The 13,566-nt window shown below is 39.7% G+C and carries 12 protein-coding genes and 1 tRNA gene; 3 read left to right on the forward strand and 10 right to left on the reverse strand.

All coding sequences use genetic code 11. From position 1 onward, the window contains the following. Positions 1-4: 4 nt before the first annotated feature. The 7 genes from LDO51_RS02805 to yiaA all read right to left on the reverse strand — a co-directional run bounded on the left by LDO51_RS02805 (position 5) and on the right by yiaA (position 6,790). Positions 5-394, reverse strand: a complete 390-nt coding sequence (locus tag LDO51_RS02805) for a fimbrial protein (RefSeq protein ID WP_263869886.1) — start codon at positions 392-394, stop codon at positions 5-7. Between the two features lie 119 nt (positions 395-513). Next, positions 514-1,017, reverse strand: a complete 504-nt coding sequence (locus LDO51_RS02810) for a fimbrial protein (RefSeq protein ID WP_225576265.1) — start codon at positions 1,015-1,017, stop codon at positions 514-516. A gap of 11 nt (positions 1,018-1,028) precedes the next feature. Continuing rightward, positions 1,029-1,511 (reverse strand): fimbrial protein, encoded by a 483-nt coding sequence (locus LDO51_RS02815; RefSeq protein WP_225576266.1) that lies wholly within the window; start codon positions 1,509-1,511, stop codon positions 1,029-1,031. Positions 1,512-1,545: 34 nt separating this feature from the next. Beyond that, positions 1,546-2,286, reverse strand: a complete 741-nt coding sequence (locus LDO51_RS02820; protein WP_225576267.1) for a fimbria/pilus periplasmic chaperone — start codon at positions 2,284-2,286, stop codon at positions 1,546-1,548. Positions 2,287-2,312: 26 nt separating this feature from the next. Continuing rightward, a complete protein-coding gene (locus LDO51_RS02825) occupies positions 2,313-4,718 on the reverse strand; it encodes a fimbria/pilus outer membrane usher protein (RefSeq protein WP_225576268.1) in 2,406 nt (801 codons plus the stop codon). 221 nt (positions 4,719-4,939) lie between these two features. Further along, positions 4,940-5,506, reverse strand: a complete 567-nt coding sequence (locus LDO51_RS02830; protein ID WP_225576269.1) for a fimbrial protein — start codon at positions 5,504-5,506, stop codon at positions 4,940-4,942. Between the two features lie 795 nt (positions 5,507-6,301). Further along, positions 6,302-6,790 (reverse strand): inner membrane protein YiaA, encoded by a 489-nt coding sequence (gene yiaA, locus LDO51_RS02835; RefSeq protein WP_225576270.1) that lies wholly within the window; start codon positions 6,788-6,790, stop codon positions 6,302-6,304. A 412-nt stretch (positions 6,791-7,202) separates the two neighbouring features. Here yiaA and LDO51_RS02840 point away from each other — a divergent pair, with 412 nt between their 5' ends. Beyond that, entirely contained in the window at positions 7,203-7,433 is a 231-nt protein-coding gene (locus tag LDO51_RS02840) for an alpha/beta hydrolase (RefSeq protein WP_225576271.1), read from the forward strand. A gap of 77 nt (positions 7,434-7,510) precedes the next feature. Here the strand turns inward: LDO51_RS02840 and LDO51_RS02845 are convergent. Next, positions 7,511-7,587 (reverse strand) — tRNA-Ile (locus LDO51_RS02845). A gap of 355 nt (positions 7,588-7,942) precedes the next feature. Here LDO51_RS02845 and LDO51_RS02850 point away from each other — a divergent pair. Next, complete coding sequence (locus LDO51_RS02850; RefSeq protein ID WP_225576272.1) at positions 7,943-9,016, forward strand: dihydrodipicolinate reductase; 1,074 nt, start codon at positions 7,943-7,945, stop codon at positions 9,014-9,016. A 59-nt stretch (positions 9,017-9,075) separates the two neighbouring features. Here the strand turns inward: LDO51_RS02850 and LDO51_RS02855 are convergent, their stop codons facing one another. Beyond that, the gene (locus LDO51_RS02855; RefSeq protein WP_225576273.1) at positions 9,076-9,672 is read right to left on the reverse strand and encodes a GNAT family N-acetyltransferase; all 597 of its coding nucleotides are present in this window, start codon (positions 9,670-9,672) and stop codon (positions 9,076-9,078) included. A 257-nt stretch (positions 9,673-9,929) separates the two neighbouring features. Here LDO51_RS02855 and LDO51_RS02860 point away from each other — a divergent pair, with 257 nt between their 5' ends. Next, positions 9,930-11,951 carry an NADPH-dependent 2,4-dienoyl-CoA reductase gene (locus LDO51_RS02860; protein ID WP_225576274.1) on the forward strand — a complete coding sequence of 674 codons (2,022 nt, stop codon included), beginning with the start codon at positions 9,930-9,932 and terminating at the stop codon, positions 11,949-11,951. A 224-nt stretch (positions 11,952-12,175) separates the two neighbouring features. Here the strand turns inward: LDO51_RS02860 and sstT are convergent, their stop codons facing one another. Beyond that, positions 12,176-13,432 carry a serine/threonine transporter SstT gene (gene sstT / locus LDO51_RS02865; RefSeq protein WP_225576275.1) on the reverse strand — a complete coding sequence of 419 codons (1,257 nt, stop codon included), beginning with the start codon at positions 13,430-13,432 and terminating at the stop codon, positions 12,176-12,178. Positions 13,433-13,566: the final 134 nt, after the last annotated feature.

The raw sequence follows: 13,566 nt of genomic DNA on the forward strand, positions 1-13,566 counted from the left end.
CGAGTTATTCATAATAGATATTAAAAGTGGTGGTGGCGCTAAAATCCCCGAGTTTAATACTTTTATTTTTGATAGCGTCTTGTTCCCCCAAGATTGAGGCTTTGAGCGGGATCACGCTAGGGAATTTATTGCCATTCATTCCAACAATAGGGTATTGGCTATTAATATCCACATTGCCATTATCGCTACTTAACACGATGGCATAACCCAGATCACCAGGGTCACCATCAATTTGTAACGAACCTTCAATTTTCGGGTTACTGATTCCCGTAAATGACATCGAAAATGAAAAATCAGGTAAATATTCGCACTCAGAGAGTGTAATTTCAAAGACTTCGGAAATATCTCTTTGACGATAAAGGTCTTTATCATTGACCTCATAAAATGGTACCACAAGCTCCTCGCCACCATTAACTATACAAGGAATGGCGTGCCTCAATACTCCAGAAAAATTAACCTCATCCGAGAACGCATTCCCAGAGAAATAAAGTAATAGAGTAAAGAAGATTATCCTCATGGATAAGCAACCGTTAATGTTGCGCTAGAGGTAAACTCGCCCGGATCGACACGAGCAGAACTGGAGCTACTTTTCACTAATGCAGCCTTCAGATCAGGTGTTCTAGAGTCAGATTCATAGGTGTATACAAACGTATCGTTCACTCTTAATGTGTTTGAATCATAATAAATTTGCAGTGCAATGTCTCTTTGCTCAGTAATTTCTAATAAATCATTATCAAAGTAAGAACGTTTACCTTCAAAACTAAAAACCACATCCGTTCCAGAGGAAATATTGTCACATACCCATTCAAAATCGATATCTTCTATGTATTTTGTACCACCTTTTGTGGGTACTAGAGAAACCACTAAATCATCACCAAAATCCACCTCAATTGGGCGATTATTATTGATGACGCAAGGCGTTCCCTCTACCAAGTTTCCTCTAAAGTTTACTTTGACAGCCTGTGCCGTACTTGTGTATGCCAGAAATAAAACGAATGATAACAAGAGCTTTTTCATAAGATAATACCTTAATGATATCCTACAGTTAGTGTTGCAGCAGTAGAAAACTCACCTCCAACAGGTCTTATCCCATTAGCCAGTGCCAGTTCTGCAGTTAAAGAAGGTAAATATTGGATATTATCAATCTCATATTGAGAACCGATATCCATAGGCTTGTTATCAATATACAGTTTGATATTCAAACCCGGTGTATCCGCAACTTTCAGGCTGTTTGAGGTTTCCCCTTTAACACCTTCAAAAGCAATATACAGCTCGTCAAATCGCGAATCACAACTTAAACTATAAGGAATTGCCTCTGTGTATTTACCTGACTCAATTTGTCCAATAACGATGTCATCACCAAAGTCCACATAGATATCTTCGTTATCATTCAACACACATCCGCCAGATAAAACATTCACTCTGACCGTCACAAATTTCCCATCTGCAAATGCAGTCACAGATAAAAAAAACAGTAAACTAAGACAAAATAGGTTCTTAAATTTAAACATTCGATTTATCCATTTCTCTCATTTGCTTATGGGATTAGTTAGCCGCTTGCGCGTGGCACTCTGTTGCAGAACAGACAAACGGAACATCGACCTGACCACCGTAGTCATTAATGTAGTTAATGACGGGTGATGAACCTAATTGATCAGCAGTCATTGACAGTTTTTGTTCCGCAAATGGAGCAACGTCTACAGCAACAAAGCTTTTTGCTTTCTCTGCGTTGGCACTTTTTCTAATGTTGTTTAATACCACGTAGTAAGCCGTTGGATTTTTGGCATAAATGGCGCCATCTTTTTTAACTAACACTAATTTATTCTGCCACGGTGCATTTTTCATTTGAGTGGAATCAACCGCTAAAGAAGCTGGGCGATAGAAAAATTTCACACGTGTTTGTAATGCAATTTGCAGTACGTTAGATTTTTTACTTGTTGGTGGAATTTCTCTTAAATTAAAGAAAAACAAGCTTTCTCTATCTTGAGGCAATTTCACTACGTCTGGTAAAGCTTCAATACGCAATTGACTTGTTTGCCCCGCATTAATTCTTTGGATTGGTGGCAAAATCGTAAAATAAGAGGTTAGTTTTTCGCCTTTCTCATCTTGAAACCAACCTTGCGCCAAATAAGGAAGTTGATTATTTTTATTACTTACCGTTAATGAGACAGAATTGCTATCGCCATTATAAATAATACGCGTTCTGTCCATTGAAATTGCAGAATACGCATTCGCAGTCACGAAACAGCTAAGTAATAATACTGATAATTTTTTCATCATAAACATTAGCCTTCTTTTAAGATTATTATTAATTAATTGCATGGTAAGAGTAGTTTGTCGTAAATATCATGCTCTTCAATATTTTGTGGGAATGTAATTGTACACTCAGAACCTTGCCATAATACTTTCATTGCCTCACCCGGTCTTATTCCACCGATGTAAGCTTCACCTTGGTCACCCACAATACCTGTTGTCTTTCCGGCATTATTTTTAATATCTGCTGCAAAAGGCGGGTAACTTCCATCTTGTAATCTCAACGTCACCATCATTTTGATCCCAGAAATAACATCAAAACTACGATAACCTATTGCACCTTCAGTGAGTGTGGTTTGTGTTACTGAATCCGAAATCTCAACGTTTTTAGGTAACTTATTAATATCAACAACGACGTCTGTCTTATAGTAGCTATTAATATCAGGTACAACGACTTTTCCAGAACCACTTGAGCGTAAATGTGTGCCGTTATATTTTACTGGAACATTTTTAACGCCATTCGTATCAACAAAAACTCGCGTTCCACCTATTGATGTAACTGGGTGCATTCCTACTCCGTACCCCGTCAATGTCATGCCGCCTTGAATATTCGTAGATAATGACATTGAGTTATTACTTATATAGTTATAGCTGGTATTAAAGTCATTCATATTGCCTTTGTGGCTATAATAACTACTAAATATTCCACTGTGTCGATTATTACCGATAGAAAGTGAGAGGTTATCTTTATTTTCAAGACGTTCATTTATAGTCACTTTATTCGTATTATCATTCTTACCGTTATACGTTGAATAATTGACATAAGTTCCTGATGCTAATGGAACTGAAAGGCTGACATAAACCCCGTTATCTTGATACCCCTGCATTTTGCTATTAAACATGTTGATAGACAGACCGATATTATGAAACTTACTGGTATCAAAATACTTCGAAAAGGTCATGTTATAGCGATAACTATTTGGCCGGTTCCAATAGGTTTGGTGTGTGTAATTTAAATTTATGGATGAACGCCAATCAGTAAAGTTTTTACTTAGTGATGCTGAATAAGAGCCTTTATTATGTCCTGCATACATAATATCTTTTTGGTCATTATAAGTGAGAAAATCACTCATCGTCATAAATTCACGATCCATAAAACGGTAAGTGGATAATTGAATTTGACTATTACTTCCTTCGAAACTTTTATAATAATCGACTTTAAAGGCTTTACCTTTTAAGGTTGGCCCATCTGTCAGTGCTGCGATTGAATGATTAAATGAGAATGAGATTGCACCAAATCGAAATAAATCACGTCCAACACCGGCAGCAAAAGAGTTAAATCGACTACTATTTAGCGCGCCACCAAAAACTGACCAACCATTGCTAACGCCCCATGAAACCTCGCTTTGCGTGAAAGCATCTCCCATGACATGGAGATCCATATCAGTTGGTCTACCTGCACTCACTTTATAGCGCACAGAACCTGGGCGAGATAAAAAAGGTATATTTCCAGCTTCAACTTCAAATTCAGAAACGCGCCCGTCGCTCTCTTCAACTCTGACTTGTAACGTTCCTGAAATACCGCTATTTAAATTTTGAATTCTAAATGGACCCGCAGGCACTAAGCTTTCGTAAATAACACGTCCATCTTGGCTAATTTTAACTACCGCGTTCGTTTCAGCAAAACCTGTTATCTCAGGCGCATATGAACGTAAGCTTGGTGGCAACATATTGTCGTCAGAACGTAATGAAATTCCAATAAACTTGAAACTATCAAACAAATCTGTTTGCAGGAAATCCTCACCAAGGGTTAATTTCGATTTTAGGCTACGAATAGCTCGATAAGCATAAATATTCGTCCATTTAATATCGTGAGTATCATCAATTCGACTATTTTGCGTATGGTTATATGAGCCTTGCCAAAAACCCCGTAAACGCCAGCTATCAAAGTTAGCGCCCACCGCCCCTAATCCTGAAAGGAAAAAAGTATTGTCCGATCTGTTATCACCTAAACTACGGTTATATTGTGAGGTCAGATTATAGTCAAAAATAATACCTTTAATACCATCTTCCCAACGAGATGCTGATTCCCAGTCGTTGGCTGAATATTCCTGATAGCTTTTAGGAATATTAATAATTAATGTTCCGGTAGATAAATTAGGTGTTACTGACATTCCTTCTAGGCTAGCAATATCTAAACACTCTAAGCCATCAATGGTATTCCATCGTAATACGCTTACAGCCTCTGAGTTTAAGTCAAATTTCTCAACAATTTCATCCGTTAAACACGCTTGTGATTTTTCTTCATAACTCACAACAGTTATTTTCTGCTCTGGTATATACGCGTTATTTATACTTAATTTAAAGGGATAAATGCCAGGGACAATATAAAGATCTTGTGAAAAAACCGCCAAATTAATATTTTCCCTATCTTCTGCGTTCAATATATTAATATTGAAATCCACCGCCTCTTCAGAGAGAGCAATTAATGGATTCAGCAGCAATAGGGATACCGTGATGAGTTTTTTCATGAATTTATTTTTTATTAACATTTAAAAACACAGAACACATAATTTTATTATTCACTTTTTTCATTACGATGTCCTTAAATTTTAATAAATTTTCTAAGCTGAAGTAATGATTGGTCTCATTACTTCAGCTTACCGTTAATAACTAAAGTATTAAATTAGTTATACGACAATACGAAATCAGTTACCGCTTGGAATTCACCCGCAACGATATCAACTGGTGCTTTTGATTCACCTTGGCTACCTAAACCTTTCACGTATGCAGCAAATTGCATGGTGTTAGTTGTGCCTTGCAGTTTGTGCTCAGATTTAGTGACTTCATTTAATACGATTGGGTCATTATTGCTATCTACGATCTGGATACCCGCACCTGCTGCAGTACCTGTAATCGCTAATAGTGATTTAGGGTCATTTGTAGCGGCTGCACCTGAAAATGTAATATTCACGGAATCACCTGTTTCTACAGTACAGTCAATTAATTTAATATCAAACATAACTGGTGAAGATTGACCGTCTGAAGTACCACCATTTTTTAATACCACATCAGCGATTTGGCCTAAATCTACAGTTTGGTCAATTGAAGATGGGTCAATTGAACAAGGTGCAGTGATGATGCTACCAGTGAACGTTACTTTACCATTACCGTGATTAATTGGCGCTGCGTTTGCACCAAAACCAATTAATGTCGTTGCTGCGATAGCTATAAGCGTTTTATTTAATTTCATTAGGTAAGTCCTCAATTAAGTCGTAATTTAAAGAAAAAAGATAATAAGATGCCCTGTAATTAAATATTAATCACAATAGAAGTTTAAATTTCAGATACGAGATATAGCTAAATATACTTAGGTAAAACCACAATATATTTATGAATACGGTAATTCAATCTTTTTGCCTTTTGGGCTTTGGTTCACACAAATACTATAATTACACTTAAAAGCTGTAAAGTCGCAATCACCTATCGAAAACAAGAGATTCAATAGGCAGTTATTTTTTGACACATTTACTCATATTACGATTATTTTGATTACATAAAAATCAATGGGTTACGAATAATGTATCATTGATTTATACTTAACAACATTTCTTTCACATATATCAGACATTACTTTTTTTCAATTCGTTACATTTTTGTACGTGTATTATTATCAACAATTACCCAATTACCACAAATTAGCGTAATAATTTTTCCATTTTGAATCCAAATTTATATGTATCAAAAAGAACATTCTTAATTCACCTTTATATCCAATCGCTATTTTTTATAATAAATAAGAACTCAGTCTCATTTATTATGCCTAATGAAAATTATTCAATGTGAATAAAATACATTCTGGTCTAATCAGTGTTTAATTAAAGTACCATTTTCATACTCAAATATGATTACTATAGTGATTATTTCGTACATGGATTGATGGGTATATAAGAATAGCTAGATAGGAAATTAGAATGGCAGATGCGCTTTAAGTAAAAAGAAACACAAAGGCTCAAATGCATTCATTGAGCCTTTGCTAAAACCGTGATTAACTTTTCAGGCTAGGTTCACTATCTTCATTAACGACTGGTTGTTTCACTTCAAACTTCTTAGGATGCTCAGCTGGCTTAGTGGTTTGTAAATCGCGAATATTTTTTTGTACTGCGATAGAACCGAACATACATAAAAAGAAAGCAATTCCGTAGAAACCTTTTTCACTTGGTAATAGTTCCGCGTTGTACAACCCCACAGCCATTAATGCGATGGAGGCAAAAAACGCCACCATACAAGCAATGTAATACGCTCGGGTAGTTGGAATATTATCCATTTTATCTCGCACTGTTTTCTGGACTGAAATTGAAGAAAACAGCCCCAATAATAAAATTGCAATGTAATATCCTTTTTCATTTAACTGCATCTCAGAGCGCCATAACCCAATAAGATACACCGCAATCCCACCAATCACCGCAATCCAAGAAATCAGATGAAATGCATTGAAACCCGAAAACTCATTATCTAGTGAAGCATTATCCTTCATATGAACAACCTTTCCATAAGTTAAATTGGCACTCATCCTACCTTAGATAATTTGACTTTAATAGTCATTAAAAGGTGACAATCATAATATGAAATAAAAATAGGATTAACTGTAATTTATTGATTTTATTTTTAATTATTCATTCTAAAATCATAACCAACGCATTAAATGCGTTAAAAACAAAATCATCAGACGCTATTTCGTATTATTCCGAATGGCTCATTTAAATAACATTTTGATTTAACGCTAACCGATAAATTGCTAGCTAACTTTAGTTAACACTGATTAAGATTAAATTTTCCCAGACAACCTGAGAAGCAAGATGACTACCACTTTTATTATTATTCCCAGCAATACCAATTCCGGCTCTCAACATTGGTAATCCTATATAGAAAGAAAATACCATAATACTGTGCGCGTCATTCTGGATGACTGGAATACCCCTAACCATAAATGGATAGAGCGCCTAAACGACATACATCTTGGCACTGAAAAAGCCCATCAGCTTGCAGACATATGGGGCAGCCAACTTATATTGGTTAAAGGCGGCGAGCATTTAAATACTGATGCAGGATATGGCGAATGGCGTGAAGGCGAGCGGTTGATTGAAGAGTTTACGGGGAGAAGGTTTGTTGGCAGGTAGTTCATTTCCAGTGCTCCAAATACAAAAAAGCCACTTCTTTCGAAGTGGCTTTTTGCGCTGATTTAACAGCTAGAATTTGGTGGCCCCTACTGGACTTGAACCAGTGACCAAGCGATTATGAGTCGCCTGCTCTAACCAACTGAGCTAAGGGGCCAAAGTGGTGCCGATTATACGTGCAGTTTTGTTGAAGGTCTAGTATTTCAATACTATATGGTGAATTTGTATCCAAGCCATAGCTAATCCCTATAACTCAATGGCATGGCATCATCGAAAACCATCATTCCTATCTTAACTATCGGATTTTATTCTAGGATTCCATTCTTTATTAGAACGCCATTTATGAACAAACCTGCGTTAACGACTACCCTATAGTAAATAATCGGGTGTAAAGATTGAGTTTTCCCGTTCTAATTTATTCAGCACTCTTTGTTCAATTGATTGATATAAAACAATAATTTTATACTCAATATTGAACATGATGATATTAGGCAAACAGTTATAGGACGATAATGATGAAAAAAGTACGTGCAGTTCAATATGGTTGTGGAAAGATGGGCAAATTTCTCATCCGTTACCTACAAGAACACGGTGCTGAAGTTGTGGCGGCTTTTGATATCAACCCTGCCGTGATCGGTAAAGACATTGGCGAAATCGCAGGCACCGCGCCAACGGGCGTAAAAATCCAGCCACTGAATGAAGCCGATAAAGCCCTAGAAACCTTAAAACCTGACGTGGGGATTATTGCGACCCTCAGCACCATGGCTGACTTAGAAGATGCATTCTCCCTCTTCGCCCGCCATGGCGTTAATGCTATTTCAACAGGTGAAGAAGCTCTCTATCCGTGGAACTCTTCCCCTGAAATTACTGAAAAACTCGATGCTTTAGCGAAAGCGAATAACTGCACTTTAGCGGGCAGCGGCTACCCAGATATGTTCTGGGGCGTGCTTATCGATACCTTGGCAGGTTCTATGCACAAACTGGTCAAAATCAAAGGCTCTAGCTGCTACAACGTGGAAGATTACGGTATCGCACTGGCGAAAGGCCACGGTGCAGGCTTAACCGTCGACGAATTCAATCAGCAAATTGGTCACTATAACGACCTACCATACGCAGTTATTGCTGAGAAAATTGAGAGTGGTGAATATGCGCCACCGTACATGTGGACGCAAAATGGATGGCTATGTAGCCGCTTGGGTCTGACCATTACCAATCAAACTCAGCGCTGCGTGCCACAAATTGCCAAAGAAGATATCTATTCAGACACCTTAAAAATGACGGTGAAAAAAGGCGATGTTTTAGGGTTATCTGCGGTGGTGATCACTGAAACAGCAGAAGGCGTCACCTTAGAAACGGAATGTATTGGTAAAATTTTAACGGCAGATGAGTGCGATAAAAACAGTTGGCAACTCATTGGTGAGCCAGATACAGCGATTGAAGTGAATAACCCTGCAACCGTGGAATTAACCTGCGCAAACTTGGTTAACCGTATCCCTGCGCTGATCAACAGCCCCGCGGGTTACACCACAACGGAAAAAATGCCAAATAACGTGTATATGACCAAACCGATGCACGAATATTTATAACAAACTGATTTAATTAAATATTAATCATATAGCCCACCTCTCGTGGGCTATTTTTTGACTTAACGAGGCTTTGTCATCTGCCATTCTAAGTGACGACGCACTGCCAGCCACTCATTATTTAAGATGCTATAAACGCAGGTATCTCGTAGCTCCCCCGTGCGGGTTAGCATATGATTACGTAAAATCCCATCCAGTTTTGCCCCTAAGCGCTCAATTGCTTTACGGCTTTGATGATTTAAAAAGTGCGTTCTTAGCTCCACCGCGACACACTCTAATTCTTCAAATGCATATTTGAATAACAGGTACTTAGCTTCCGTATTAATCGGTGTGCGCTGCGCTTCAGTCCCATACCATGTCGCCCCAATTTCAACACGACGAACCCCTTGATCGATGCGCATATACGAGGTCATGCCAACAGCTTTACCCGTACGTTTATCAATAATCGCGAATGGCACCATCTCTTTTTGGGCAAAGCGTTCAAGGCGCATATCGACATCTTTCGCGATATTTTCCGGTTCAGGTACCGAGGTATACCACAGGTGATGCAGCTTATCTCGTTCAATAATCTCTGCATAAACAGCATCATGATGATGTGTCAGTGGCTCTAATCGAACATGGTTGCCTTCTAAGGTGACGGCTTGACAAATCTCTTTCATCGGCGTGTTTCCTGAATAACTCGGTTGTGTAAAGTGAAACCCCATCAAATTATGCTGCGAATAACCATTCTTCTTTGTTGTAACCATTTTTTATGACAGAAAAATAAAGTAAAAGAAATAGTCTTGTAAGTTTAATTATTCCGCATAAAACATATGATAAAAATCACAATTTTTTAACATTATTCTCAATTCAATTGTCCATTAGGCTACAGTTAACTCATCCGACCTGTTATTAATAGTCCCAAATGGGAGTCAATATGAGCAATTTTCCACATCTTTTTACCCCGCTTGATTTGGGGCATACCGTTCTTAAAAACCGTATTTTAATGGGTTCAATGCATACCGGATTAGAAGAGCATCCACAAGGAAGTCAACGCCTTGCCCATTTTTACCGACTTCGTGCAGAAAATGGAGTCAGTCTGATTATCACTGGGGGAATAGCCCCGAACCCTGAAGGGGCTTTAGCACCTCATGGTGCTGTATTGAATCATCAGGACCAATTGCCATTTCATCAACAAATTACTGATGCGGTGCATCAAGCAGATGGCAAAATTGCATTACAGATCTTACATGCGGGTCGTTACGCCCTACATCCGGCTTTAGTGGCGCCGAGCCCAATTAAATCCGAGATTACCCCATTTCCACCGCGAGAATTAACCGTCGATGAAGTTCACAAAACCATCGATGACTTCGTGAACACGGCTAAACTTGCCCATCAGTCAGGCTACGATGGCGTCGAAGTGATGGGATCGGAAGGTTATTTAATCAACCAATTTATTACATCGCGCACCAATCATCGAACTGATGAATGGGGAGGCAGCTACCCAAACCGTATCCGTTTTCCGGTAGAAATCGTTAAACGCATTCGCCAAACGGTTGGAGAAAACTTCATTATTATCTATCGGTTATCCATGCTTGACCTTGTCGAAGGGGGCTCTACATGGGATGAAATCGAGCTATTGGCTAAAGAGATTGAAAGTGCGGGCGCCACCATGATCAATACGGGGATTGGTTGGCATGAAGCACGTGTACCAACCATTGCGGCGCTAGTTCCCCGCAAAGCTTTCAGTTGGGTGACTGAAAAATTAATGGGAAAGGTGAATATTCCACTGATTACCACCAATCGCATCAATGACCCATTTGTGGCTGAGCAAATCATTGCTAGCGGTCAAGCTGATATGGTTTCCATGGCGCGCCCTTTCCTTGCCGATGAAGCGTTTGTGTCGAAAGCTCAAGAAGGTCGAGCCGATGAGATAAATACCTGCATTGGCTGTAATCAAGCCTGCCTTGACCAAATTTTTAATGGCAAATTGGCGGGCTGTTTGGTAAACCCGCAAGCAGTACGCGAGATGGACTATCCCAATGAATTAGCGGATACCCCCAAAAAAGTGGCGATTGTTGGGGCGGGTCCAGCGGGGCTTTCTTGTGCAATCTATGCCGCCAAGCGAGGCCATCAAGTCACGCTATTTGAACGCAGTAACCAAATTGGTGGGCAATTTAATCTCGCCAAACGGATCCCCGGCAAGGAAGAGTTTTATGAAACCCTGCGTTATTTTTCCCGACAACTGCAACGGCTCAATGTGGATGTTCGACTAGAACAACTTGCACAAGCAAATGATTTAACGCAATTTGATGAGGTTATTATCGCCACGGGCGTTATTCCCCGCGCTATCAACCTAGCTGGAGCCGATCATCGCAAAGTCATGTCCTATATTGAGGCTTTAAAACAGCCCGATAATGTCGGTCGAAATGTGGCCATTATTGGCGCCGGAGGGATTGGATTCGATGTTGCCGAGCTCCTTACCCAGCAAGGGGTCAGTAGCAGTTTAGATGATGATAAGTTTAATCATGAATGGAATATTGATACCGCCATCACCGCTCGAGGCGGGCTTTTTCCGGCGAAAAAACAGTTAGAACCAACGCCTCGCCACCTCTATTTATTGCAGCGTAAAAACAGCAAAGTCGGCGCAGGACTTGGAAAAACCACAGGATGGGTACACCGTTTGTCGTTAATGAAACGTGGCGTTCAGATGTTTAATGGTGTGGAATATATGAATGTGAATGATGATGGACTGCATATTCGCTATCAAGATGAAAATATCTGCCTTGCCGTTGATAATGTCATCCTTTGTGCCGGGCAAGAACCTTATCGCCCATTGAAAGAGCAATTAGAAGAGATAGGTATTCACCCCCATGTGATTGGAGGGGCAGATGTGGCTGCTGAGTTAGATGCCCGCCGTGCCATCGAGCAAGGCATGCAAGTGGCTTATCAGCTATAACAATATTTCACATATAAAAAACCCGCTAATTCAGCGGGTTTAGGTTGATGACAAAGAGGGATAAAAGCGTGGTTTTTCCCTCTTTGTGTTATCAGGCGAAAATCAATAAATTGATTTTCCTTGTTAATTTTACAACCCAAAAGAACCATTTCCAAACCTGATGGTTTTGTCAATGGTCTGAACCCGCTAATTCAGCGGGTTTTCTTTTGTATTAGCTTGTCAGCTTAGTCTTGAGTTTGAGATAACTCAGCATCCGCTCGAGCCAGTTTATCATCTTCCGATAAACATACCGCCGCAGTAAATAGCACATCCGTTGAAGAGTTCAGTGCAGTTTCAGCCGAATCTTGCAGCACGCCGATCATCACACCCACTGCAACCACTTGCATCGCCACTTCGTTCGAAATACCGAACATATTACACGCCAGTGGGATCAGTAATAATGAACCGCCAGCAACCCCTGATGCACCACATGCGCACACCGCTGCCACTACGCTCAACAACAGCGCCGTTGGGATATCAACAGGAATACCCAGAGTATGTACCGCTGCCAGCGTTAACACGGTGATGGTGACGGCTGCGCCACCCATGTTAATGGTTGCGCCTAACGGGATAGAGACTGAATAAGTATCTTCGTGCAGGTTCATACGACGACACATTCCCATATTCACAGGAATGTTAGCTGCAGAGCTACGGGTAAAGAAGGCTGTTACCCCACTTTCGCGTAAGCAAGCGAAAACTAATGGATATGGATTACGTTTGATTTTCCAGTAAACAATCAGAGGGTTAACCACTAATGCCACAATAACCATACAGCCCAGCAATACCGCCAATACGTGGAAATAACCTTTTAAGGTTTCAAAACCAGTTGTCGCAATTGTTGAAGAAACTAAACCGAAAATACCTAATGGCGCTAAACGAATAACCACGCGAACCAACTGAGTCACGCTTAAAGAGAAGTCGTGGATCATTGTTTTGGTCGATTCATTGGCATGACGCAATGCAATACCTAAACCAATTGCCCACGCTAAAATGCCAATATAGTTCCCTTTGATCAGTGCATCGACTGGGTTAGCAAAAATATTAATCAACAAACCTTTGAGCACTTCGGCAATGTTACCCGGAGGCGTCAGTTGCGTATCGCCTACGGCTAAAATCAAGCTTGATGGGAACATAAATGAGCCAATCACCGCAACAACTGCCGCGAAGAAGGTTCCTAAAATATACAGTACTAAAATTGGGCGAATACTGGTTTTTTGCCCTTGGCGATGGTTGGCAATAGACGCCATAACCAACACCCAAACAAGAACTGGAGCAACCGCCTTTAACGCACTAACGAACAGGTCACCCAGTAAGCCGACATTTTTTGCTGCCGATGGCCATAACCATGCCAACAAGATACCTGCAATCAAGCCCACTAGTATTTGTTTGACCAAACTACCTTGACTAATTACTCGCCATAACCCTGTTTTATTTGTATCCATAATAGACCTTTTATGATTTATCTTTTTTAGGAATTAAATGTGTTTGCCGAGCCAGTATAAGGAATATTAATCTCCTGAAAAGGCTATTATTCAAAATATACACAATGATTGATTGCAATTAACATTAATTTTAC

It is taken from the genome of Providencia alcalifaciens, from assembly GCF_020271745.1.
Classification (GTDB): domain Bacteria; phylum Pseudomonadota; class Gammaproteobacteria; order Enterobacterales; family Enterobacteriaceae; genus Providencia; species Providencia alcalifaciens_B.

Bases quoted from the DNA above. Each gene is read 5' to 3' on its own strand.
- LDO51_RS02810 (WP_225576265.1), bottom strand. From the start codon at position 1,017: ATGAAAAAGCTCTTGTTATCATTCGTTTTATTTCTGGCATACACAAGT.
- LDO51_RS02815 (WP_225576266.1), bottom strand. From the start codon at position 1,511: ATGTTTAAATTTAAGAACCTATTTTGTCTTAGTTTACTGTTTTTTTTA.
- LDO51_RS02820 (WP_225576267.1), bottom strand. From the start codon at position 2,286: ATGTTTATGATGAAAAAATTATCAGTATTATTACTTAGCTGTTTCGTG.
- LDO51_RS02830 (WP_225576269.1), bottom strand. From the start codon at position 5,506: ATGAAATTAAATAAAACGCTTATAGCTATCGCAGCAACGACATTAATT.
- yiaA (WP_225576270.1), bottom strand. From the start codon at position 6,790: ATGAAGGATAATGCTTCACTAGATAATGAGTTTTCGGGTTTCAATGCA.
- LDO51_RS02850 (WP_225576272.1), top strand. From the start codon at position 7,943: ATGATGAAAAAAGTACGTGCAGTTCAATATGGTTGTGGAAAGATGGGC.
- LDO51_RS02855 (WP_225576273.1), bottom strand. From the start codon at position 9,672: ATGAAAGAGATTTGTCAAGCCGTCACCTTAGAAGGCAACCATGTTCGA.
- LDO51_RS02860 (WP_225576274.1), top strand. From the start codon at position 9,930: ATGAGCAATTTTCCACATCTTTTTACCCCGCTTGATTTGGGGCATACC.
- sstT (WP_225576275.1), bottom strand. From the start codon at position 13,432: ATGGATACAAATAAAACAGGGTTATGGCGAGTAATTAGTCAAGGTAGT.